The 21,926-nt window shown below is 67.5% G+C and carries 27 protein-coding genes; 13 read left to right on the top strand and 14 right to left on the bottom strand.

What is annotated here, in order from left to right; all coding sequences use genetic code 11:
- Positions 1-3: 3 nt before the first annotated feature.
- Together A3CU_RS0113500 and A3CU_RS0113495 are read left to right on the top strand one after the other, a co-directional pair.
- Complete coding sequence (locus A3CU_RS0113500) at positions 4-945, top strand: sigma-70 family RNA polymerase sigma factor (protein ID WP_027942734.1); 942 nt, start codon at positions 4-6, stop codon at positions 943-945.
- Between the two features lie 56 nt (positions 946-1,001).
- Positions 1,002-1,559, top strand: coding sequence for a dihydrofolate reductase family protein (locus A3CU_RS0113495; RefSeq protein ID WP_027942733.1), 558 nt, complete (start codon positions 1,002-1,004; stop codon positions 1,557-1,559).
- Positions 1,560-1,596: 37 nt separating this feature from the next.
- On the opposite strand, the gene A3CU_RS0113490 is transcribed toward A3CU_RS0113495, so the two are convergent.
- Positions 1,597-2,214 (bottom strand): TetR/AcrR family transcriptional regulator, encoded by a 618-nt coding sequence (locus tag A3CU_RS0113490; RefSeq protein WP_027942732.1) that lies wholly within the window; start codon positions 2,212-2,214, stop codon positions 1,597-1,599.
- A gap of 46 nt (positions 2,215-2,260) precedes the next feature.
- Between A3CU_RS0113490 and A3CU_RS0113485 the strand changes: the two genes are divergently transcribed.
- Positions 2,261-3,073, top strand: a complete 813-nt coding sequence (locus A3CU_RS0113485) for an SDR family oxidoreductase (RefSeq protein ID WP_281174117.1) — start codon at positions 2,261-2,263, stop codon at positions 3,071-3,073.
- Positions 3,074-3,283: 210 nt separating this feature from the next.
- Here the strand turns inward: A3CU_RS0113485 and A3CU_RS0113475 are convergent, their stop codons facing one another.
- The 4 genes from A3CU_RS0113475 to A3CU_RS0113460 all read right to left on the bottom strand — a co-directional run bounded on the left by A3CU_RS0113475 (position 3,284) and on the right by A3CU_RS0113460 (position 6,473).
- Positions 3,284-4,120, bottom strand: coding sequence for an SMP-30/gluconolactonase/LRE family protein (locus A3CU_RS0113475; protein ID WP_027942730.1), 837 nt, complete (start codon positions 4,118-4,120; stop codon positions 3,284-3,286).
- A gap of 157 nt (positions 4,121-4,277) precedes the next feature.
- Positions 4,278-5,225 (bottom strand): phosphotransferase, encoded by a 948-nt coding sequence (locus tag A3CU_RS0113470; RefSeq protein ID WP_084143250.1) that lies wholly within the window; start codon positions 5,223-5,225, stop codon positions 4,278-4,280.
- Between the two features lie 54 nt (positions 5,226-5,279).
- Entirely contained in the window at positions 5,280-5,525 is a 246-nt protein-coding gene (locus A3CU_RS44710; RefSeq protein ID WP_052371704.1) for a DUF1330 domain-containing protein, read from the bottom strand.
- 51 nt (positions 5,526-5,576) lie between these two features.
- Positions 5,577-6,473, bottom strand: a complete 897-nt coding sequence (locus tag A3CU_RS0113460; protein WP_027942728.1) for an alpha/beta fold hydrolase — start codon at positions 6,471-6,473, stop codon at positions 5,577-5,579.
- 88 nt (positions 6,474-6,561) lie between these two features.
- On the opposite strand from A3CU_RS0113460, the gene A3CU_RS0113455 reads away from it, so the two are divergent.
- The 3 genes from A3CU_RS0113455 to A3CU_RS0113445 all read left to right on the top strand — a co-directional run bounded on the left by A3CU_RS0113455 (position 6,562) and on the right by A3CU_RS0113445 (position 9,248).
- Entirely contained in the window at positions 6,562-7,140 is a 579-nt protein-coding gene (locus A3CU_RS0113455) for a TetR/AcrR family transcriptional regulator (RefSeq protein WP_027942727.1), read from the top strand.
- A 224-nt stretch (positions 7,141-7,364) separates the two neighbouring features.
- Positions 7,365-8,030 carry a DUF4097 family beta strand repeat-containing protein gene (locus tag A3CU_RS0113450; RefSeq protein ID WP_027942726.1) on the top strand — a complete coding sequence of 222 codons (666 nt, stop codon included), beginning with the start codon at positions 7,365-7,367 and terminating at the stop codon, positions 8,028-8,030.
- A 219-nt stretch (positions 8,031-8,249) separates the two neighbouring features.
- Complete coding sequence (locus tag A3CU_RS0113445) at positions 8,250-9,248, top strand: fatty acid desaturase family protein (protein WP_043841129.1); 999 nt, start codon at positions 8,250-8,252, stop codon at positions 9,246-9,248.
- A gap of 64 nt (positions 9,249-9,312) precedes the next feature.
- Here the strand turns inward: A3CU_RS0113445 and A3CU_RS0113440 are convergent, their stop codons facing one another.
- The 4 genes from A3CU_RS0113440 to A3CU_RS0113425 all read right to left on the bottom strand — a co-directional run bounded on the left by A3CU_RS0113440 (position 9,313) and on the right by A3CU_RS0113425 (position 11,710).
- The gene (locus tag A3CU_RS0113440) at positions 9,313-9,678 is read right to left on the bottom strand and encodes an RNA-binding S4 domain-containing protein (protein WP_027942724.1); all 366 of its coding nucleotides are present in this window, start codon (positions 9,676-9,678) and stop codon (positions 9,313-9,315) included.
- Between the two features lie 109 nt (positions 9,679-9,787).
- On the bottom strand, positions 9,788-10,288 hold the full coding sequence (locus A3CU_RS0113435) for a GNAT family N-acetyltransferase (protein ID WP_027942723.1): 501 nt from the start codon (positions 10,286-10,288) through the stop codon (positions 9,788-9,790).
- Between the two features lie 97 nt (positions 10,289-10,385).
- Positions 10,386-11,504, bottom strand: coding sequence for a class I SAM-dependent methyltransferase (locus A3CU_RS49780; RefSeq protein ID WP_156960360.1), 1,119 nt, complete (start codon positions 11,502-11,504; stop codon positions 10,386-10,388).
- Positions 11,501-11,710, bottom strand: coding sequence for a hypothetical protein (locus A3CU_RS0113425; RefSeq protein ID WP_027942722.1), 210 nt, complete (start codon positions 11,708-11,710; stop codon positions 11,501-11,503). The genes A3CU_RS49780 and A3CU_RS0113425 overlap by 4 nt, the downstream gene beginning before the upstream one ends.
- Before the next feature lie 154 nt (positions 11,711-11,864).
- Here A3CU_RS0113425 and A3CU_RS0113420 point away from each other — a divergent pair, with 154 nt between their 5' ends.
- The 3 genes from A3CU_RS0113420 to A3CU_RS0113410 all read left to right on the top strand — a co-directional run bounded on the left by A3CU_RS0113420 (position 11,865) and on the right by A3CU_RS0113410 (position 14,484).
- Entirely contained in the window at positions 11,865-12,596 is a 732-nt protein-coding gene (locus A3CU_RS0113420; protein WP_027942721.1) for a DUF6333 family protein, read from the top strand.
- A gap of 65 nt (positions 12,597-12,661) precedes the next feature.
- Entirely contained in the window at positions 12,662-13,810 is a 1,149-nt protein-coding gene (locus tag A3CU_RS44700; RefSeq protein ID WP_052371702.1) for a sensor histidine kinase, read from the top strand.
- Entirely contained in the window at positions 13,807-14,484 is a 678-nt protein-coding gene (locus A3CU_RS0113410) for a response regulator (protein WP_027942720.1), read from the top strand. Before A3CU_RS44700 ends, A3CU_RS0113410 begins: the two co-directional genes overlap by 4 nt.
- Here the strand turns inward: A3CU_RS0113410 and A3CU_RS44695 are convergent.
- Positions 14,475-15,347, bottom strand: coding sequence for a CPBP family intramembrane glutamic endopeptidase (locus tag A3CU_RS44695; protein WP_156960359.1), 873 nt, complete (start codon positions 15,345-15,347; stop codon positions 14,475-14,477). The genes A3CU_RS0113410 and A3CU_RS44695 overlap by 10 nt on opposite strands.
- A 319-nt stretch (positions 15,348-15,666) precedes the next feature.
- Positions 15,667-16,044, bottom strand: a complete 378-nt coding sequence (locus A3CU_RS0113395) for a hypothetical protein (RefSeq protein ID WP_027942719.1) — start codon at positions 16,042-16,044, stop codon at positions 15,667-15,669.
- 228 nt (positions 16,045-16,272) lie between these two features.
- Here A3CU_RS0113395 and A3CU_RS0113390 point away from each other — a divergent pair, with 228 nt between their 5' ends.
- Entirely contained in the window at positions 16,273-17,019 is a 747-nt protein-coding gene (locus A3CU_RS0113390; protein ID WP_043841082.1) for an SIR2 family NAD-dependent protein deacylase, read from the top strand.
- A 52-nt stretch (positions 17,020-17,071) separates the two neighbouring features.
- On the opposite strand, the gene A3CU_RS0113385 is transcribed toward A3CU_RS0113390, so the two are convergent.
- Both A3CU_RS0113385 and A3CU_RS0113380 read right to left on the bottom strand, forming a co-directional pair.
- On the bottom strand, positions 17,072-17,518 hold the full coding sequence (locus tag A3CU_RS0113385; RefSeq protein ID WP_027942717.1) for a pyridoxamine 5'-phosphate oxidase family protein: 447 nt from the start codon (positions 17,516-17,518) through the stop codon (positions 17,072-17,074).
- Between the two features lie 4 nt (positions 17,519-17,522).
- Entirely contained in the window at positions 17,523-17,933 is a 411-nt protein-coding gene (locus A3CU_RS0113380; RefSeq protein ID WP_027942716.1) for a VOC family protein, read from the bottom strand.
- Positions 17,934-18,125: 192 nt separating this feature from the next.
- On the opposite strand from A3CU_RS0113380, the gene A3CU_RS55120 reads away from it, so the two are divergent.
- Together A3CU_RS55120 and A3CU_RS0113370 are read left to right on the top strand one after the other, a co-directional pair.
- Positions 18,126-18,248, top strand: a complete 123-nt coding sequence (locus tag A3CU_RS55120; RefSeq protein ID WP_281174116.1) for a hypothetical protein — start codon at positions 18,126-18,128, stop codon at positions 18,246-18,248.
- A gap of 33 nt (positions 18,249-18,281) precedes the next feature.
- Positions 18,282-19,049: a GNAT family N-acetyltransferase gene (locus A3CU_RS0113370; protein WP_245617058.1), complete on the top strand. Its 768-nt coding sequence runs from the start codon at positions 18,282-18,284 to the stop codon at positions 19,047-19,049.
- Positions 19,050-19,450: 401 nt separating this feature from the next.
- On the opposite strand, the gene A3CU_RS0113365 is transcribed toward A3CU_RS0113370, so the two are convergent.
- On the bottom strand, positions 19,451-20,905 hold the full coding sequence (locus A3CU_RS0113365; protein WP_156960358.1) for a hypothetical protein: 1,455 nt from the start codon (positions 20,903-20,905) through the stop codon (positions 19,451-19,453).
- A 170-nt stretch (positions 20,906-21,075) separates the two neighbouring features.
- Between A3CU_RS0113365 and A3CU_RS0113360 the strand changes: the two genes are divergently transcribed.
- Positions 21,076-21,906 (top strand): transposase family protein, encoded by an 831-nt coding sequence (locus tag A3CU_RS0113360; RefSeq protein ID WP_027942519.1) that lies wholly within the window; start codon positions 21,076-21,078, stop codon positions 21,904-21,906.
- Positions 21,907-21,926 lie beyond the last annotated feature (20 nt).

The following is a 21,926-nucleotide window of genomic DNA, read 5'->3' as shown; positions in this document are numbered from 1 at the left end:
CCCATGGATTTCGAGCCTTACCGGGGTGAGCTGGTGGCGTACTGCTACCGGATGGTCGGCTCGTTCCATGAAGCCGAGGATCTGGTGCAGGAGACGGTGCTGCGCGCGTGGAAGGCCCGCGACCGATACGACCCCGGTCGCGCGTCGGTACGGACCTGGCTGTACCGGATCGCGACCAACGCGTGCCTGACCGCACTCGAGGGGCGCGCGCGGAGGCCGTTGCCGTCCGGGCTGGGCGCGCCGAGCGACGATCCCGAAGCGCCGTTGAAGCCGGCGTTCGACATTCCCTGGCTGCAGCCGTTTCCCGACGCGCGGTTCGACCTTGGGGCGCGGACCGACCTGCGGCTCGCGCTGGTGGCTGCGATGCAGGTGCTGCCGCCACGGCAACGGGCCGTGCTCGTGCTCCGTGAGGTACTCGAGTTCAGTGCCGCCGAGGTCGCCACGCAACTGGGGACGACGGTCGCGGCCGTCAACAGCGCTTTGCAACGGGCCCGGGCCGCCCTCATGGACATGGGCGAGGTGGACGAAGTCACCGAGCCGGACGACCCGAAGGTACGGGCGGCGATTCAACGGTACGTGCGGGCGTTCGAGGCTGGCGACGTCGGCGCGCTCGTGCGGCTGCTTGCCGATGATGCGGTCCTGGAGATGCCGCCAGTGCCACTGTGGTACCGAGGCCGCCACGATTACGGCCTGTTCATGCGCCGCGTGTTCGCTATGCGCGGGACGGGCTGGAAGATGCGGCAGTTGACCGCCAGCGGGCAACCCGCGCTCGCCGCGTACGCGCCGGAGCCCGGCGGCGGGCACCGGCTGCACACGCTACAGGTCTTCACCGTCACCGGCGGCCAGGTAGCCCGCAACGTGGCGTTCGCCGATCCACGTGTGGTCGAGGCCTTTGACGACCTGCCCCAACGGATTTCTTTCCACGAGTTCGACGCGGCGCGATGAGTCCGGCCGATGCCGCCGGTAGCTACCGGTGAGCATCGACCGAAAGGACAGTCATCGTGAGCGTCATCGTCATTGAGTTCATCACCCTGGACGGAATCGTGTCCGACCCGGACGGGTCCGCGGGCACGCCGACCGGCGGCTGGGCGTTCCGGCACGGCCCCGAGACGGTCGCCGGGGACAAGTTCCGGCTCGGGAGCACGCTGGACGACGGGGTCCTGCTGTTGGGGCGGAGCACCTGGCAGTTGTTCTCACGGATCTGGCCGAGACGCGAGGACCCGTTCTCCGCACGGATGAACGCCGCGCCGAAGCTGGTCGCCACCCGCACGCTCTCCGACACCACGGCATGGGCGAACTCGAAGGTCGTCGACGGCGACCTGATCGACGTCGTCAAACGCGAGCAGCGCGACGTCGTCATTACGGGCAGCCTGAGCGTCGTGCATGCACTGATGGGCGAGGACTTGATCGACGAATACCGGCTGTTGACCTTCCCCACGGTCCTCGGGACCGGCCGCCGCCTTTTTCCCACGGACACCTCACCCGCATACCTGGAATGCCTGTCGGCCGAACAGGTCGGCGCCACCGTCCTCTCCCGGTACGGGAAGGCAGCACGATGAGGTGTCGTTTTCGAGCGCCCTCGCCGTCGTGAGACGGTCAGGGTCGCGTGGCGGACCACACGCTGAGTGCCAGTTCGGCGGTTTCGGTCAGCTCGGCGGCCGTGGCCCCGTCGCGGGCGCGCTGCGACATGCCCTGGATGACTGCGGCGAAGTACGCGGCCAGCGAGCTGGGGTCGGCTGTAGGAGGTAGCTCGCCCGCCTGTTGCGCCTGCCGGAGGCGGGTTTCGAAGGCCGACAGGTTCTCGTTTCGCAGGTCGCGCAGGAACACCTCGATCTCGGCGTCTTGCGGGGTGATGTTGGTGGCCGCGCTGATCGTCAGGCAGCCGGCCGGGTGGCCCGGGTCGGGATAGATCACCGCTGCCTCTCGCAGGATGCGGGCGAACGCGCCGTAGGCCGTGGCCTCCTCCTCCAGGGCGACACCCATGAAGGCGCCGACGGGTGAGCGGCCGTAGCTGTGCACGACTTCCTGGAACAGGGACTTCTTGTCGCCGAAGGCCGCGTACAAGCTGCCAGGCCTGATGCCCATCGCCTCCGTCAGCTCACCGATGGAAGTGGCTTCGTACCCGCGCTCCCAGAACAGCAGGGTGGCCGCGGCCAAGGCCGCGTCGCGGTCGAAGGTCCGCGGCCGCCCGCGCTTGGCGTCGGTGTCACTCACACCACGATTCTAGATCGATCGCTCAACAAACATGATAGCGTCTTTCTTGAGTGATCCACCAACAAATAGAAAGCGGTCGAGCTTCATGGGTACGCAGCAGCTTGAGGGCAAGGTCGCGCTGGTCACCGGCGGCAGCCGGGGCATCGGGCGGGCCATCGCGGAACGACTCGGCCGGGACGGCGCCACGGTCGCGATTACTTACGCTCGCAACGAGGCCGCGGCGAACGATGTCGTCGAGCGCATCCGCAAGGACGGCGGCCGAGCCGTTGCCCTGCATGCACCGTTGGGCCAACCTGGCGACGCGGCGGCCCTGTGGGCGGCCTTCGATGCTCAAGCAGACGAGTACGCACCGGACAGGGCCGTCGACATCATCGTCAACAACGCAGGCATCGGACGCAGTTCGGATCTGGCTTCGCTGACCGAAGAGGAGTTCGACGAAGTCTTCGCGGTGAACGTCCGGGCGCCCTTCTTCATCGTGCAGGAAGGGCTGAAACGACTACGCGATGGGGGACGCATCATCAACATTTCCAGTGGCGTGGCCCGTATCGCCATGCCGGAGATCATCGCCTACGGCTCCACCAAGGGCGCCCTGGACACGTTCACCCTCAACCTCGCCAAGGAACTGGGCGCCCGCGGCATCACGGCGAACTCGGTGGCTCCCGGTGTCATCGACACGGACGTCAACGCGAGTTGGCTGCGCGGCAATCCGGAAGTCGAAGCTCACGTGGCCTCCATGGCCGCGCTGGGCCGGGTCGGGCAGCCGGAAGACGTGGCTGACATCGTGGCCTTCCTCGCCTCGGACGACGCGCGGTGGGTGACCGGACAGGTGATCGACGCGACCGGTGGCTACGGGCTTTGATCCTTCCGACCGCGACCTGACGAGGGGCTGCCTGAACGCGCGCCGGTGTGAGAACCCGCGACGATAGCGTGGCCATCGACGACCTGAGCGAGTTGGAGACGGTCGCCTGGGATCCCGACACCGGTTGAACAGCGCTTTTCGCAGTGGTGCGGTCGTGGGGGCCTGCCGCATCGCCTCCCACCGGGGAAGCCGGAAGCCGACCTTGCTGGATCAGGGTTTTCCGGCACCCGGTGCGGGCGCCGGGAACGCGAAAACCCGCCCGCTGGGTTGCCGCGACTCGGGCCCGCCCCAGGTCTGGCCGACGACGAACAGGCGAGGATCGTCGCCACGGCTGAGCGCGCAGGCGAAGGCGCCGCGATCAAGGTTGACGGCAGCGAGCACTTCGCCGCCCTCGCGCACCCGGACGCAGTGCTGGTTGCCCACGTCGGCGTACCAGACGGCCCCTTCGGCATCCATGCAGATTCCATCCGGGTGGTCGTCCGGGGTCTGCGCCCACACGCGTCGGTTGCCGAGGCGGCCGTCGCTGCCGATGTCGAAGGCGGTGAGCCGATTCGCATACGACTCAGCGACGACCAGCGTCGTGCCGTCCGGACTGATCGCCATGCCGTTGGGGAACGCGAGATCATCGGCCCCCCATTCGACGTTGCCGTCCGGGGTGACGAGCACGACCATGCCCGGCGCGAACTCACCGCCAGGAAAGTCGAAACCGATCGTGTTGACATAGGCGTTGCCTCGGTCGTCGACCACGATGTCGTTCCACGGCTTCTCCGAGACCTGGGAGAGGTCTGCATGCGGGACGAGTGATCCGTCGGGGTCACGACGCAGCAACCGGCGCTGTGCCGAATCCACGACGAGCAGTCGTCCGTCGGGCAGGAAGTCGATGCACATCGGGAACGAACGGACGGTGGTCACCACCTCGTGGCGGCCGTCGGCGTCCAGCACGATCACCTGGTTCGCACCCCAGTCCGAGAACCAGAGCCGCCCGTCGTGCCAGCGTGGTGACTCGCCGAACAGGACGCCTTCCAGCAGAACTTCTGGTGCGGTCATGACACTTCTCCCGGTCGCCTTTGCGTACGTCGGATAGACCTGCCATGGCACCGATACTCATCGCGGCCCGCAAAGATCGCGCCGCATGGACATGCACCAAGAAACAATCGCCTACTGCCGCGGCCGTGCCTTCCAGCATCCGGTGCACCGCAACCAGTCAGAGACAGTCTTCTTCGCGCAGCCACGACAGGATGGCGTCAGCATGGGCGCGCTGGAAGGCGCGCAGAGTCGGTAGGCCCGGTGGCGGTGGCCGGCGGGCGGAGTCGGTGAAGAAACCGGCCAGCGCCACCAGCACGGCGAGAAGATCGTCCAGGGGCGCGTCGTGGGCGGCGGCTTGCTCGGTGAGCAGCTGGTGAGTGTCGTGCCCGCCGTGGAGCCGGACGTTGAGCAACAGCAGAAGGCTGTCCAGCCACCGCGGCCCCCGGCAGGCCGCCGGCCAGTCGACCACGGTCACCGCGCCGTCCTCGCTCAGCAGGAGGTTGTCCGCCCGCAGATCCGCGTGGACGAGGGTGTCGCCGGCCAGTGCCGCCAGTCCGCGGTCGGCCAGCGCGCAGAGTTCGTCGAGGTGCCGCGCAGCCCAGGGCCGCAGGTTGTCCGGAGGGTCATTCGCGATCCGTCGCCAGCCGCCGAACTCTTCGGCGAGCGTGTCAGCCGCCGTGGCCAGGCCGGGCAGTGGCGACGGTGTGGCTCGGGTCGCGAACTCATCGAGCACGTCCAGGACCAGCCGCAGTTCGTCGGCCAGCCATGGCGTACTGGGTTGGCGGCCGTCGATATCCTGCAGCACCAGGGCTACCCAGGTGCCGTCGTCATGGCAGCCGAGCAGTTCGGGGACAGGCGCCCAGGACGGCATGGCCGCGGTGATTCGCGCTTCCCTGCGGTGCATGTTGGGCGAGTGGGCGTTCTGAGCGGTGCTCACCGCCTTCACGAACGCGCGGCGTCCATCGGCAATGCGGACCCGGTCGGCCGTGCCGGGCGAGAACCCACCGGCCTGGGACACGGCTTCGACAACCGTGCCGCCAAGAATCGACTCAACGGCGTACTGAACGTCGCGCGGGAGACCCGCCCACCCGATCCGCACACCCGACGCCATGATCACGCCGGACATGGTGACACCGGAGCCGTGATCAGCGCACCGGCATTTCCGAGCCGCTTGCGGCTGTCAGACGTGACGAACGCGCATAACTTCCGTCCTGGCTACGCAGGCATCGCGTCGCGCGCTCATGGCGAGCCGGTCCGGATCGTCCAGGTACGCCGTGAGCGCGGCCTCGCTCGGAAGGTCGATGATCTGTACCTCGGTGGGCTGGCCAACCGGCCCCGTGGTGGTGTGCACCCGTGCCACCAGCCGCGCACCATGTCGATCGAGCAGCGCCAGGACATCGTCTTCGTAGGCCGTCAGGTCAGGCATCAGTGCACTACAGAAGCGTGGCCAACGGGCTGCCGCCCGGTGTCCGGTCCGTCATCGCCGCACGTGACCTCGTTGCTCGATCTCGGCCAGGAACTCCAGCACCCGGGCGTTGACCTCGGTGGCCGACTCGCCCGCGATCGCGTGGGTCGCCGCCGGCCACAGCTCAACCCGGCCGTCGGGGAGCAGCTCGCGGGCGCGAGTGGCCGCGCGCCGGCTGTCATGTATGGCGCTGCGGCCCGCGATGAGTGCGAGCACCGGGACCGTCACGCCGTGCAGTTGCGCGTCGGTGAACAGGGTCGGGGTCGGCAGTGCGATCTGATAGGTCCGCATGCCTTCGTTGATCACGGTTGCCACCGGGTCGTCCTCGGCCACTTCGGCCGCACCGGAGATCCAGGCCAGGAAGGACGATCGTGCCCGGCGACGGATGCCTGGAACGAGGGTGAGCGCGGTGCGCACGAGCAACGAGGCCGGGAACCGGGCGAAGGTCTGCACGGGGTCGATCAAGGTCAGCGAGGCGAGCCGGTCCGGCGCTCGCACGGCCTGGTTGGCGGCGACCCAGCCACCGAAGGAATAGCCGACGAGATGCATCTTGCGCAGGGCCAGCGTGGTGAACACGGTGTCGAGCCAAGCGGCCTGGTCTTCGGCGTTCCGGATGGGAGCGGTCTGTTCGCTGCGTCCTGGCTCGCCGATCAAGTCGACCGCGTACACCGGGCCGCGCGCGGCGAGCGCGGGGAGATTGGGCTTCCACATGATCGTCGTGCCGGCCCGGCCGTGGAGCAGCACCACCGGGACAGGCCCGGGCTCGCCGAAGCGGTATACCCGCGCGGTACCGAACGCCGTCGGGACATCGTGCTGTTCGACGGGGGCGGGCAGCGTGGCGAACCCCCGGTCGTATGCCGTGTCGTACTCGACGCGAGCCTGCGGCGAGATGAATCCGCCGAGTGTCATCCGGAGGCCTCCCTGTTTGGCGATACGCTCGTATCGTAAACGGCTTCGCGACGGTTTGCAATCCGATCGTATTGTGAAAGGTGGTGTGATGCCCAAGCGCGTCGATCACGAGCAGCGGCGACGGCTCATCGCCGACGCGGTCTGCCGCATCGCGGCCGATCGGGGCCTGGAAGCGGTGAGCCTCGGCGAGGTCGCGGCCGAGGCCGGCATCTCGAAGGGCCTGGTACAGCACTACTTCCCGGGCAAAGACGCCATGCTGCGCTACGCCACGGGAACACTGCGCGACTGGGTGGAAAACCGATTGCGGACCGAGTTCGCCGACGGGCCGACCGACCTGCGCGCCGCACTGATCGCTCTCCTCCCCTTCAAGGACGAAAGCCGGACCGAGGCGCTGGTCGCGAACGCGTTCGTCGTACGCGCTCTGAAGGACCCGGAGATCGCCAACCGATTCCGCGTCGGTCACACACAACTCCGCGACGCCGTCGCCGCCATGATCACCGCTGCCCAGGCAGACGGCCGGCTGCACCCGAAGCTGGACCCGCTCCAGGAAACAGACCTCCTGCTGGCCCTCGTCGCCGGCCTCGGCGAGGCGGTCCTGCTCGGCCACCGAACGCCGGCGGAAGTGATCTCGCTCGTGGACCATCACCTGTCCCGCCTGCTGCCGTAACCCCCACGAGCCGGGTGGCGAACCTGAATCTTGATCTCCACCGTGCCCGTGACCTGCCGTTGTGTCCGGTGGCGGCGCCGTGTCAGGGGCCGCGTCAGCACGGTGGCGTTCCGGTGTCAGGACAGCGGGCGATCGTGGTTTCCGTGATCAGCTCATCGATCGCACCCGCAGCCACCACAGGCATCCCCACCAGCTGGGACGCAACGAACCGTCAGGAGACCACGATGCAGAAGTTCGACACCCCCGCCCCGATCTCCGCCATCCTGGACATCCCCGCGGGGCAGGTCCAGCTCATCGCCGGCGACCGGGCCGACACCGTGGTCGAGGTCCTGCCCGCCGACGCCTCGAAGGGCCGCGACGTGAAGGCGGCGGAGCGCACCACCGTCGCCTACGCCGACGGCGTCCTGCGGATCCACACCTCCGAGCCCAAGAACCAGTACTTCGGTCCCTCCGGAGCCCTGCAGGTCACCGTCCAACTGCCCGCCGACTCCCGCATCGAGGCCAAAACCGCCAGCGCCGAACTCCGCAGCGTCGGCCGCCTTGGCGACGTCGCCTTCGAAGGCGCCTACCGCCAGATCAAGATCGACGACGCCGCGAGCGTCCGCCTCACCGCAGTCGACGGCGACGTCGAAGTCGGCCGGCTGGACGGCCCCGCCGAGATCAGCACCACCCGGGGAGACATCCGGATCCTCGAGGCCGCACGCGGCACGGTCGTGCTGCGCACCCAGTCCGGCGGCATCTCGGTCGGCGCCGCCGCCGGCGTCTCAGCCTCCCTGGACGCCAGCACCGGCCACGGCCGCATCAGCAACGCCCTCAAGAACGACGGCACCACCGAACTCGACATCCACGCCACCACCTCCCACGGCGACATCGTCGCCCGCAGCCGCTGAAGAACACCAGCCGACCAGCTCGGCTGCCCGCAATCCCAGCCGAGCCGGGCCGTCCGAGGGCGAAATCCCCTCGGACGGCCCGGCTCGGCAGGATGGTGCGGATCGACGACCCGGGCCTTGCGAGGTAGGGCTTTCCCCCGCAAGGATTGGGGGTGTACAGGCTTATCGCGGGCCTGGCCGGTGACCAGACTCAGCGGAGTGACCAGCACCGAAGAAACCATGCGTGGCAGCGACTTTTCCCGGTTGTCACGGCGCATTTCCGAGGCCGGCCTGTTCCGGCGACGACCCGGCTACTACATCCTGCGTTTCGGGCTGGTCGGCGGATCACTCGCCGCAGGGTGGGCCGCGTTCTTCGCGATCGGCGACTCGTGGCTGCAACTTCTCGTCGCCGCGTTCTTGGCGGTCGTGTTCGGCCAGATCGCCTTGCTGGCGCACGATCTCGCGCACCGCCAGGTCCTGCGCACTCGCCGGGCCACGGCAACCCTCGGGCGAATCGTTGGCAACCTCGGCATCGGCATGAGTTACGGCTGGTGGATGGACAAGCACACGCGCCACCACGCCAACCCGAACCACGAAGACCTCGACCCCGACGTGATCCCGGACATCCTGGTGTGGTCGAAGAAACAGGCACGCCAGAGCCGGGGCGTGCCACGTTTCATCGGACGCAGGCAGGCCTTTCTGTTCTTCCCGTTGCTCACCCTGGAAGGACTGAATCTGCACTACTCGGGGTTCCGCGCCTTGTTCGCACCGACGCTGAAACAGCGTGCGGTTGAAGCGACACTGCTGATCGCCCACGTCGTCGGTTACCTGGGCATGGTCTTCCTGGTGCTCTCGCCAGGCAAGGCACTCGCGTTCGTGGCCGTGCACCAGGGACTTTGGGGCATCTACATGGGTTCGATCTTCGCCCCGAACCACAAGGGGATGCCGATGTTCAGCGGCACCGACCGTCCTGATTTCCTGCGCCGCCAGGTGCTGACCTCGCGGAACGTGCGCGGTGGCCGGCTCGTGGATCTCGCACTGGGCGGCCTCAACTATCAGATCGAGCACCACCTGTTCCCGAGCATGCCCTCGCCACATCTTCGTCGTGCGCAGCCGATCGTGCGGGACTACTGCGCGGAGATCGGGGTGCCCTACCACGAGACCGGCCTGATCGCTTCCTACGGCGAGGCCCTGCGCCACCTACATCAGGCCGGCGCCCCGCTTCGCGAGAACAGGTAGCGGCGTTGGCCTCCGCCGGCATGCACGCTCATTCCGGAGATCATGCGGATGCGCTGGCAATCGGTCAGGCGCGCCCGGTGCGAAACTTGTCGAGAACCCGGCGTTCTCGTTTCGTTGGTCGTCCGGCGCCTCGGTCGCGGCGGGCGACGGGCAAGGACGTCTCCGGGGGCGGCGCGGGTGTCCGGTCGATGAAACAGGCGGAGGCATCGGCCGCGCCGACGCGTTTCTGGATCACCCGCACCACCTCGACGATTCGGGTCGTGCCGCCCACGCGTGCGCGTACCTCGTCGCCGGGGGACACCGTCGTCGCGGGCTTGGCGGGCCGGTCGTTGATGCGCACGTGCCCGCCGCGGCAGGCCGCGGCGGCGTCCGGTCGGGTCTTGGTCAGCCGGACCGCCCACAGCCAGCGATCCACACGGGTGGACTCCACAACCACACATGATGGTCCATGGACGGCCGTTCTTGAAGCCGTAGTTGCCGTGCAGCAGGACCTCGCCGCGGTCGACACGCCCCAAGACGCCGACCGGGCCCACCGGGTTTCAATCCTCGGACAGGTCGATGGTGAACGCCACGCGATCGAGTCCGGGGCCGTCGTAATCCGGCTTGACCGCTGAGGTTGTGAAGCCGAGCCGCGCATGAAATGCCTGCGACCCAGTGTTACCCGGGCTCGTGATGCAGTGCACGTAACGGCGTCCATGCGACCGAGCGAGCGCGAAAAAGGACCGATACAGAGCACGTCCGATGCCCTGCCCGTGCAGCGCAGGGTCGACGCCGACGAAGTGCACATACGCGGTTTCGGGGTCCGTCTGCGAAAGGAAGCCGACCAGGAAGGCAACCATCTGCCCACCGTCACGTTCCACCAGGAAGCTGGTGGTGGTGAAGTGCTGGAAGTACAGCCGAGGCAGCAGGAGCGCACGTTCTTTCGCTCCCGCCTCGCCCTTCAGACCGCCCCACCACGTGTCCAGTACGGCCAGCACTCGGAGATGGTCTTCTTCGGTCAGGTGCCGAGCCCTGAGGCCGGCAGGGAGATCATCGATCACCTGCTCAGTCTGTCATCCGCTGAGGCGCGGCAGCCCGCCTGTGGCAGGACGCGACGACGCCACCCGCACCGTCATGCAAGCCACTTCAAAACAGTCTCTAGCGCCGTCCGACGCGGATCAGGTACGTGCGGCTGGCCCATTCCGGGCCGGCGATGGCGTAGTCGTCGGTGGCGAGCAGCTCGGAACCCATGTGTTCGAACACCGAACGCACCAGGGGAGCGGGCACCGGGTGCATCTCGATGCCCTCGGTCTCGTCGGGCTCGCCGGCGATGGCCGGGTCCACCTGCGCGGCGGGCTCGGGCGCGCTGAACGCGAGCTGGCTGGGCCGGGCGTCCTCGCCGACGGTCACGCCGAGCCGTGCGACCGCGCTGCCGTGGTCGGACCACCAGGCGACGAACTCCTCGACCATGTCCAGCACCAGTTCGTACTGCCCGGGCTCGTCCGGCGCGCACACGGCCAGCTCCAACTCCACCGACTCGCCCGGCGAAACCTTGCGCGGCAGCTCAGTGCGGCCATCGTCTCGCACCACCATTTCACCGTCGCGGAACCAGTGGTTGGCGAACTTGATGTCGTGGTCGGGCGTCCAGGCCGCCGGGCCGGTGTTGGTCACGGTGGCCAGCACGGTGCCGATCCCGTTGGGTGGCAAGGAATCCGGGCCCTCGAGGAGGGTGATCTCCGCGCGGCAGTTCTCCGCCACCAGCGGATGCTCGGACCGCGGCGCACGCGGCGCCTGGAAGACCAGCAGGCCGCCGGGGCGCACGACGCGGTTGAGTTCCAGCATCGTCGACAGCTGTACGGCGGGCGGCATGTGCTGCACCACGATCAGGCTCATCGCGGAGTCGAAACTGCCATCCTCGAAAGGAAGCAGCCTGCCGTCGTAGTGCTCGTAGGAAACCTTGTCACCGAAGGAGTTCAGCTCCCGGGCCTTGTCGATCATCGAGGAGGCGATGTCCACACCCGTCACGTGCGGCACGTGCGCGGCCAGCGCCTGCGACAGCCGCCCGACGCCGCAGCCGAAGTCCAGTACACGCTCGCCGAACGTGAGTTCGTGCCGCTCCAGCAGGCCCCGCACGTAGTCGACGTGCTCCTGCCCAGTGGCCATGAACTCCTCGATGTCCCACCGGCCGCCCTTGCGCCCGGGGTCGGAAAGCACCGCCCACAACGGATCGTCATTGCCGAGCTTTTCCCAGACCGCCTGCAGTTCGCTCACTCTCACCCGCACATTGTGCCGGTCGCCCGATTCCGGGCAGTGCCGGGCCAGGCGCCGAGACGGTCGGCGAGTTCGCTCAGCGCAGGGCCGAGTGCGCGCTTTCCGGTGGTTTCGCCGAGCATTAACTGCCCCGAGCCGATGGAAATCTTGATCTTTGCGGACGGCAGCCGGTTGAGGTGCGGCAGCGGGCGGTCCGGCTGGTGGCTTGGCACCGGGGTAAGTACGACTCGGAGTGGGCGGCGATCTATTCGCTTCGCCACGTAGTCCAGAGAATAAGCGAACGACCCGTGAAATTGCCTGGGGGCACCGACGGCCGCTATGAGCAGAACTGCGGTAAGGCGCATGCCCATCACTACGGTGACGCGCATGATCGACAACAGTTACTGGACCTGCCCGCCTGACCGTGAAGTCCACGGATGGGGCGAGTACACCATCACCATCCTCCACCCTCCCTTCCCCACGACCACCGACCGCAGCACGATTGCGGAACTCGCTCCCCACGACCCCGCACGGGCCCGCCAGGTCGCCGAGACCTTCGGCCCCGTCGAGGCCGTCCTCGAAGAACTGCCCCTCGTCACGACCGTCTCCGACTTTCCGGCGACACGTGCCGACCTGGACATCATCAAGGTCGGCTGCTGGGGCAACATCATCGGCATCTCCGATCCCGCGCTCGCCGACAACGGGAACGAGTGCCCACTGCTGGCTGAAACCGAAGCTTTCCACCAGCGCTACCCGGACGCCCGGATCATCGGATCGGTAAGCAGCGACATGGGAGAGTCCCACTCCGAAAACACCATCCACCTACCCGACGGACCGATGCTGCACTACACGGGCTGGGACAGCGAACTGTGGGAGCTGACCGGCGACCCCCGCGCCATCCTGCACGCACTCGGCATCCCGCCCGAGTCCCTGGCCGGGCAGGACGCCGAACTGGACGAGGAGGACCCCTCCCGCACCAACTGGCACGCCTTCGGCGACCTCGCACTCGGCCCCTGCGCCCCCTGGCATTTCGAAGCCGTCCAGATGTCCGCCTTCCGCGTCCGCCGCACCAAGGACTACACGACCCTGATGGAAGAGATCTGGCGCTTCGAAGACTGACGCGGCAACCTGCCCTGAGGCCGACGTGGCCTGGTCGGCGGCCGGGTCGGTCTAGACTGCCTCGCATGTCGACGCGTCCGGCGCGCTGGTTCACGAGGCTGGCGGCCGATCCCGTGCTCGCCCTCGTGTTCACCGTTTTCAGTTTCCTGCCGTTCACGGCGCTTCTCGGTACGACCTTGGGTGACCTGCCGAAACGACCTGTCGATGTGTTCGCGGTGGTCCTCACACTGGGCATGACGCTGCCGCTGGCCGTCCGCCGGCGCTGGCCCGCCGGGTCGTTCGCGGTGGTCGCAGTGTGCTTCGCCGTCCACGAGTCGGTCGCATACCCGGCCACGGCCGGCACGCTCGGGCTGCTGATCGCGCTCTACTCGGTCGGCGCGCTCCAAGACGGCTACCGCAGGACCGTGGCGATCGCGAGCACCGTCGGCTACGCGGTGTTCTGCGTCGTCCTGTACCTGCGGCACTCGCCGAACGGGCTCGCGGACTTCGTGCTGTTCTACGCGGCGGCCCTGGCGGGCGTCACGATCGGAATGCTGGTGCGGACCCGACGGGCCGAGGAGGTCGCTCGCCGGCGGCTGGAGGCCGAGACGGCGAAGGCGGCAGAGCGCTCGCGCATCGCCCGCGAGCTGCACGACGTGGTGACCCACCACGTGACCGCGATGGTGGTGCAGTCCAGCGCCACCAAGTACCTGACCGGTTCGCCACAGCAGGTCGCCGAATCGCTCGACACCATCGGCGACACCGGTCGCCGGGCGCTCAAGGAGCTGCGGTCGCTGCTCAGCGTGCTGGAGGCCACCGGCGACCAGCCGTCGGCGGGCAAGTCCCCGGCGCTCGACGACGTCGCGGATCTCGTGGCCGTCATCAGAAACGGCGGGCAGCCGGTCGAGTTGGTCGAGGAGGGCGAACGGACGGCGCTGCCGAAAGCCGCCGGACTCGCGGGCTACCGGGTGGTGCAGGAGGCACTCACCAACGCGGTCAAGTACGCCGGTGGTCATCGCACGGTCGTCCGCATCGGGTACCGCGCGGACGAGGTGGACATCGAGGTCGCCAGCGAGGGCGCCGCGGCGACGCCGGACTGGAGCCTCTCCGGCGGCCGCGGGCTGAGCGGGCTGAGGGAGCGCGTGCAGGAGGTCGGCGGGAAGCTGAGCGCCGGCGCCGCGGCCGACGGGGTGTTCCGGGTGCGCGCATCGATTCCGACCGGGAGCAGGGCATGACCGCGCCGATCCGGGTACTGATCTGCGAGGACCAGGCGCTCATCCGCGCCGGCTACGTCGCGATCTTCAACGCGCAGCCCGACATGGAAGTCGTCGGCGAGGCGGCGGACGGTCCCGCCGGCTTGGAGGCCGCCCAGCTGCTTGAGCCGGACGTCATCGTGATGGACATCCGGATGCCCTTGATGGACGGCATCGAGGTCACGAAGCGGCTGGCCGGCGCCGGTGCGGCGAACCCGGCGAAGATCCTCGTCATCACGACCTTCAACGTCGACGAGTACGTCTACGCGGCGTTGCGGGCCGGGGCCAGCGGTTTCCTGCTGAAGGACTCGCCCCCGGACGAGCTGATCAACGGCGTCCGCACCATCGCCCGCGGTGAGTCGCTGCTGGCCCCGGCCGTCACTCGCACCCTGATCGGTCAGTTTGCCGAGCGCATCCGCCCGACCGCCGGCGCCCCCAGCCGGCAGGTCCTCGAGGTCCTTGCGCCCCGCGAGCGGGAGGTGCTGGGCCTCATCGCGAAGGGCCTGTCGAACGTGGAGATAGCGGCCGAGCTGGTCATCAGTGCCGAGACCGTGAAGACCTACGTGTCGCGGATCCTGACGAAGCTCGATCTGCGCGACCGGGTCCAGGCTGTCGTCCTGGCCTACCGGACGGGACTCGTCGAGGTTCACGACTGAACCTCAAGCCCCGCGGTGGCCTCGGTCTTCTTCGAGCGGAACGGCACGACCAGGCCCTGGCGCGAGGCCTTGCGGAAGAGGAAAACGGCGGGCACCACGCAGGTGAGCACGGCGATCAGGCTGGCCTCCGGGCCGAACGACCCGCCGGTCAGCACGGCGGGACCGGACAGCGCGGTGTTGAGCAGGCCGTCCGGGGTGTTCGAGGCGCCGGAGACGGTGGTGCCGAAGACGCCGGACTCGAACAGGTTCCAGGCGAAGTGGAAGCCGATCGGCAGCCACAGCGAGCGGGTGAAGACGTAGCAGACGCCCAGCATGATCCCGGCCTCGATGGCGATGGAGATCGCGCCCCACAGCGTCGCACCGGAGTTGAGCAGGTGCGATCCGCCGAACAGCACGGCCGACAGCGCGAGCGCGTTCCACGTGCCGAACCGGTCCTGGGCGAACCGGAAGATGACCCCGCGAAAGAGCAGCTCCTCGTTGACCGCGGCGCTCGCCATCATCCCGATGCTCGCCACGAAGCCCCAGAACGAGCCGCCGGAGAAGTGGTCCCAGCCGCCGAACATCCCGATCAGCAGCATCGTCGCGACGAAGGCGCCGGCGCCGATGGCAGTTCCGCGCAGGAGGCCTGGTCTGGCCTTCTCACGGGCCAGCTCGCCGACGCTGTCGCGCTGCTCGAGCCACCGAGACAGCCGGGTGTAGGCGAACAACCCGGCCGCCGCGGTGCCGAGGCCGACGACGAGCGAGAGGAGACCGAGGCCGCCGACCGCGGCGTTGACGAGGCTCGCCACCACCATCACGGCGATCATGGCGACCAGCAGGATCGGAAACCGGAACTTGCGGAAGGAGTCGTTTTTCGTTGTCATGCCGGGAAAACTAGGCTCCCGTGGGCTGCCGGGAATCCCCTTGGGAAGGACACTCGCGTGTAGCTCCCACGGGGGACAAGCCCTCAGACGCTGACCCCCTCAACAGTCCGCAGCACCGTCCTCAGCAGCTCGGCCAACTCCTTGCGCTCGGGCTCGGCGAGGTTGTCGCGATGAACACGTCGGCAGCCAACGGCCACCGGAACGTGCCCATCGGCAACACCGGATGGTCCTCCGACCTCACGGGACCAGCGTCCAGCCACGACGGTGAAGCTCGCTTAGCAACTCGTCCGTTTCCAGCACGTACCCGCATCGAGGGCTGCTATGCACTCGCGGGACCATCGCCGGCCGCTTCTCGTTCGGCCAGGAATTCGTCCAGCAACTCGAACAGCACGCTGATCGCGTGCGCGTTTTCGTCGGCCGTGAGGTCGAAGGCACTCGCGCGGAATGCGCCATCAGGAAAGGCAAGCCACAGCACCTCGCCACTCCACACCAGAGGGCTACTCTTGAGGCCGCGTTTCCGCAGGACCCAATCGTGAAATTCGGTCAGCCATCCGCCACCGTCGCGCATGGCGTGCCGGTCGTATCCGTCGATGAAGGAACTGATCGCGTGGTAGGTCGCGCGCCCGACGAACATGCCGGGCCGCCGACCGACATCGGCGAAGAACTCCCGTTCGCTCATCGTCTCGAGTGGCGTCATGCCGATCTCCCTCGGTCGAGTCGAACAGAGCATATGAACGAGCGCCCTGCAGTGGCGCCGCAGGTCGACACGGACCCGGACAAGGTCGAGGGGTCGCACGGCCTGCCGCTCCGCTTCGGTCGGCGGTCCCGTTGCGTTATGCCGCGCCCTTGTTCGCAGGAAGCTGCGGCTCATCGACCCGGCTGAAATTGGATCGTGCGCCCGCCTTCGGCCCACTAACCTGGCCCCATGAACGAGGAGCTCGTCGACCGGATCCGGGGCGCGCGGCGGATAGCCGTGCTGACCGGGGCGGGCATCTCGACGGGCTCCGGGATTCCCGACTACCGCGGACCGGAGGGCGTGTGGACCCGGGACCCGGCCGCGGCGAACGCGTTCACGCTCGAGAACTTCATGTCGGATCCGGCGGTCCGGCGACAATTCTGGCGCACTTACGCCAGGCACGCCGCCTGGCGCGCCGAGCCGAACGCGGCGCATCGCGCGGTCGCAGGGCTGGACCGTGAGGGCGTCGCCGTTCGGGTGCTCACGCAGAACATCGACGGCCTGCACCAGCGCGCCGGGCTCGCCGCCCGCAAGGTGCTGGAGTTGCACGGCAGCATGCGCACCGCGGTGTGCACCCGATGTCCGGCGCGGTTCGAGACGGCGGAGGTGCTCGCGCGGGTCGAAGGCGGCGACGAGGATCCGTCATGCCCCGACTGTGGTGGCATCGTCAAGCTCGACATCGTCCTTTTCGGACAGAACCTCGATGCCGACGTGCTCGGCCACGCACGGAACATCGCTGCGGCGAGCCGGCTTTTCCTGGCTGTCGGCAGTTCGCTGATGGTCGAGCCCGCGGCCTCGCTGTGCACGCTGGCCGTCCGCGCCGGGGCGACGCTAGTGATCGTCAACCGCGATCCGACGCCGTACGACGCCGAAGCCGCCTTCGTGCTGCGGGAGAACATCGAGGATGTCGTTCCGGAGCTCTGCGCGGCCGTGTGACGCGAGTGGCGTCGTCCGCTGCATCCACAGCGAGAGCCTTCCAAGGGTCTCCTCAGATCTGCCACCCGCCGTTGCGCATGAGGGTGCGGCCGGCGATCTCGTTGGCCTCGCGCCACGCCTGCACTCGGACGGGACGGAGGACGAAGTAGATGTAGGTGGGGTCGCGGCGCGGATCCCAGTCGGCGTGTGCGGCGAACGTTTCGGCCAGGGCGGCGTCTTCGGCTGCGCTGGCGGCCTTGTCAACGACGGCGTCGATCATCACCACGTCGCCCGTCGGGCCTACCGCGAGCCGGGCGGCGCCGGTTTCGCCCAGGTTATGGGCAGTGACCGATGACTTCGGGATCGCAATGATCACTCGCTCATCAGCCCACGCCAATGACAACGGGATGAGATGCGGCGCGCCTGTGCTCGAGGCGGTCGCGACCCAGACATCGACCTCGGCAGCCAGCATTGCCAACGCGTCTGCCTTCCTGGTCGCGCGGTCACGCGGTTCGGCCATGCGATCAGCCGGCCTGGCTGATGCGGACCACGGTGCCGGCTGGATCGCGGAAGGCGCAGTCGCGGACCCCCCAACCCTGGTCTGTCGGCTCCTGGACGACCTCGGCACCGCTCGCCTGGATCTTGTCGAACGTGCCGTCAACGTCCTCGGTGGACAGGAGCAGCATGGCGTAGCGGCCCCCGGCCATCATCTCGGTGATGGTGCGCCGCTCGTCGTCGGTGACGTCGGGGCCGACTGCGGGCGGCGCGAGGACGATGTTGGTGTCGGGCTGACCTGCTGGGCCCATCGTGAGCCAGCGCATGACCCCGGAGCCGACGTCCTTGCGCAACTCGAAGCCAAGAATGTCGCGGTAGAAGGCGAGGGACGCCTCGGGGTCGGTGTGGGGGAAGAAGCTTGCGTTGATGGTGATGTCCATGGCGATCACGCTAATTGTGTTGTGACCGCTAAGGCTTCTCGATTCCTGACCGGTTGCCTGGTCGGTTCCTCACCGGCCTGGTGACCTTCTTCGCCACGCAGGCCGGTGGTCCCCGCATGCCGGCTCTCGGTTCTTTCGCCGGCCGGCGGTCGGCACCGGTGGCATGCCACCCGACCGCACAGACCATGCGCGTTGGGCCCGAAGCGCCACGGGGGTCTCGCCGAAGTGGACGTGAAGTCCCGAGGTGGCCGGCGCGGCATCGTCCTGCCCGACCGCCTGTACGACCTACTGATCATGCACGAGGAGCAACAGTGAACTTGACGGTTCCGAGTGGCACAGGGCGGCTCGATGTTCGCGCAGCCGACCGGAAAGCCCTCGACCCACGCCGCGACCTCGACGACCGACCTCTGGAACCCAAACCGAACCAGCGTGGACGCAAAACGGCTCGGCAACACGCAGGGCCGCTTTCCCTTTCTCTTCTCACTGCAACGTCCGCTTATGCCGAGTCGCGGTTGCGCGGACCGTGCAGGCTCTTCCACCGGCGTATGGGAGCCTTGGCACATGACCGACCGCCGCACCAGGCCGGACGTGCGCATCGTGCACCTGAACGGTCCTACGTTCCACGCTCTCGCCGAAGGCGACCTGGCCGCGGCAAACGCCGTCAGCCCTGTCCCCCTATCCGCTTACTTCGCGGGCCCGGACAGCCGTGGAGTGTGGCAGAGGCGCCACAGGCAAGTCGAGGAAGATCCCACCAGCGCAGCATGGGTAACCGGCGTCATCTGGGACGAACAACAGCAACTGGCGGTGGGCAAGGCCGGCTACCACGGAGCTCCCGACCCGACGGGAATGGTGGAGATCGGCTACGCCGTCGACCCGGCCTACCAGCGACGCGGCTACGCTCGCGCCGCTCTGGAAGCCCTGCTGGGCCGTGCCGCCGACGAGCCGCAGGTACACACCGTTCGGGTCACCATCAGCCCCGACAACCTTGCCTCCTACCAACTTGCATCGCAATACGGCTTCGTCGAGGTCGGCGAGCAATGGGACGACGAGGACGGCTTGGAGATCATTTACGAGGTCGCCGCAGGGCTCTACAGCGATCCCCGCAACCCCAACTAAGACGGAAACTGAGACGGCCCAGTACGCGAAACGGCCCTCGCCGTAGTCGGTGAGGGCCATTTATGCTGGTCAAATGGGATGGCCAGGGCCGGGGTCGAACCGGCGACCTTCCGCTTTTCAGATCTCCGATCCTCCGTACACCACCGTTCGCAAACGAAGTATTACCTGGTCGTATGGGCAGGATACGTCGCGCTGAACCATCGCGACCAGCAATGAACGAGACGGAAACTGAGACGGGCAAACAACGGTCGCGAGTAAAGCCGAGGACGCGAACAACCGAAAGCCGACGAGGTGCTTGCGTCAGCAACCGTTCGTATCCGGCGTGAGACGCGACGAACAGTTCACTCAGACGGACGGGAGCGAGTCGCGTAAGTAAGGGTCCTGGCCTCGACCAGCAGATGTCAGTCGACACGGCCCTGCCGGTAAAGCCTGCGCGCGAGGACGTCCGGCTTGGTCAGCACGTCGAGTAAATACAGATAGGCCAGCAGGACCAGGTCATGTGGGAGGACACCGTTGTGGTGGGCAAGCAGACTGTTGGCATAGGCCACCTGACCTGCCTTCCGGGTCCCGAACCCGTGGGTCGCATTGCGCAGCATTTTGACGTAAGCGGCAGCAGCCTTGTCCAGCGACATCTGGGCAACGACGGTTCCGTGATCGAGCACCTCGATCTCCGACTTCCCCAGTTGCCGGGCAAGATAGAAGCCGTCCTGGAGTTCCCGCAGCGCTGTGACAGCGCGTTCGGCGGGTGGGAGCAAGAGCTGAGCCGCCGCCGACGGTATCTCCGTTCTCAAGTGTTGCAGCGTCGCCTCGGCTACCCGAAGGGTGCAGTAACTCTCGATGTCCCGGCCGACCAAGCGTTCAAGCATGTCCAGTGAGGAGAAGAACAGCACCCGCTGCGCGACCTCGTCCCGATGAGCACCCTGCAGCGACGTAATTCGTCTGAACAACTGCTCCGCGCTGCTGACGGCCTGAATGTGCTTGATCGGGACGTAATGGTCCTCCTGATCGGTGAAAACGGCGGGGTTTGTCAACACGCCGAACAGGCGGTCAAGTCGGGTCGCCCACCACTCGATCGCCTCCGAACAGGATCGTGGCTCGACATGAGGATTCCGGACTGACTCGCACGGACCAGTTGTAGGGAGGAGCTGGAGCAGTTCGGCGGCCTCACCCTTGGTGCCAGCAATCGGTCGCCCAAGGCTGTACACGACCAGCCCAATCTCCCGCGCCGTGTGGAAGCCCCATATCGCCGGCGACAGCGCACCGAGCAGCGGCCCGAAGTAGGCGTCGAGGAACATCGCCCCGCGTAGAAGAGACTCGGACGACGAAAACACCAGGTCGTCGGCAGCATGGGCGTCCTGGACACCCTTCAGGTCTCCTGCGGCCAGTTGCGCGTCGTGCTCGACCCGCACGAGCACGCCAGCCATCTTGATCCGGCGCACGAGTTCTTCGCGACGCCACACGACATGGACCGACGCATGCGGGAAAGCCTGTTCCGCTGGGTCCCCCGGCAGCCGGAACGACCTCAGCTCGTCGTAGACATGCTCCGCCATCTCCGGAAGCTGCGCCTGGTCGGCAAGCATAGTCTGCAGGGTGTAGACGTTGAACGCGTCGACGAGTTCGTTACTAGCGACGGCGCGCTCGGTTCGTTCGTCGAGCGCGTCCTTCTCCCGTTGGGTCACGGGGCCGCGAAGGCGTGGCCCCGCGAACTTGTCCATTCGATCGAATAACGGTTGTGCCTGCCCGGGCCCCGCGATGGGATGAACTTCCACGAGTCCTGGCAGCACTCGCCGCAGGTGCTGTTCCTCAGTTTTGACGGCCCAGGTGCCGCTCGTACGGTCGCGTTCGCGGGCGTGCAACCGGGCACTGAGGTGATCTCACCAAGATTGCGGTGTTGAAGGCCGAAGAAGCGCGCACGAGTCATGTGGACAGGCGCCGGGACACAGGTCGGGGCTCGGGGGAAGTCGGGCGGGGAGCCCCTGGTAGGACTGGATTTGCGAAGATCAAGTCCGAAACCAGGAAGCTCCCCGTGATCAGCTATCGTGCCACACTCGACGTGCCCCGCGAACTGGCCCAGTACCTGGGTAGACTGCTACACGCCGAACGCCGCCGACGCGGCACCCGCAAAACCACCCGGGCGTTGACCTGCTTCCGGCAGGCCGTGCTGGGCCTGCGTTGGTTCCGCCAGGACGTCGATGTCACCTCGCTGGCCCGCGATCACGGGATCTCTCGCGCGACCGGTTATCGCTATCTGGACGAGGTCATCACCGTCCTCGCCGATCAGGCACCGGACCTCCACGAAGCCTTACGGAAAGCCAAAGACGATGGCATGACCCACCTGATCTTGGATGGAAAACTCTTCTCCACCGACCGCTGCGGCGAGCAAACCACCAGTGTGAAAGGGGAACAGATTGACGCGTGGTACTCGGGAAAGGCCCACGAGCACGGCGGCAACATCCAAGCGCTCTCGGCGCCGACCGGGTTTCCGCTGTGGGTCAGTGACGTCGAGCCCGGCTCGGCCCACGACCTGACCACCGCCCAGGACCACGTGCTGGGCGCCTTGTACTGGGCAGCCTCCCAACTGGATCTGCCCACACTGGCCGACGGCGGCTACACCGGGGCCGGCATCGGTATCCTCACCCCGATCAGACAACCCGCCGGCGGCCAGGTCCTCGATGTCGACAACCGGTCCTACAACGCCCTGCTGCGGGGCCTGCGATGCTTGGGCGAACGCGGCTTTGCCCTGCTCACCGGACGCTGGCGAACACTACGCCATATCACCACCAGCCCACGCAAAATCGGCAATATCGTCAAAGCCGCACTCGTACTCACCCATTTCGAGCACGACAAAATCACGTGAAAGTCACTGAGATCACCTCA

It is taken from the genome of Amycolatopsis taiwanensis DSM 45107 (assembly GCF_000519205.1).
GTDB lineage: Bacteria > Actinomycetota > Actinomycetes > Mycobacteriales > Pseudonocardiaceae > Amycolatopsis_E > Amycolatopsis_E taiwanensis.
This window is presented reverse-complemented; position numbering and strand designations above follow the sequence as displayed.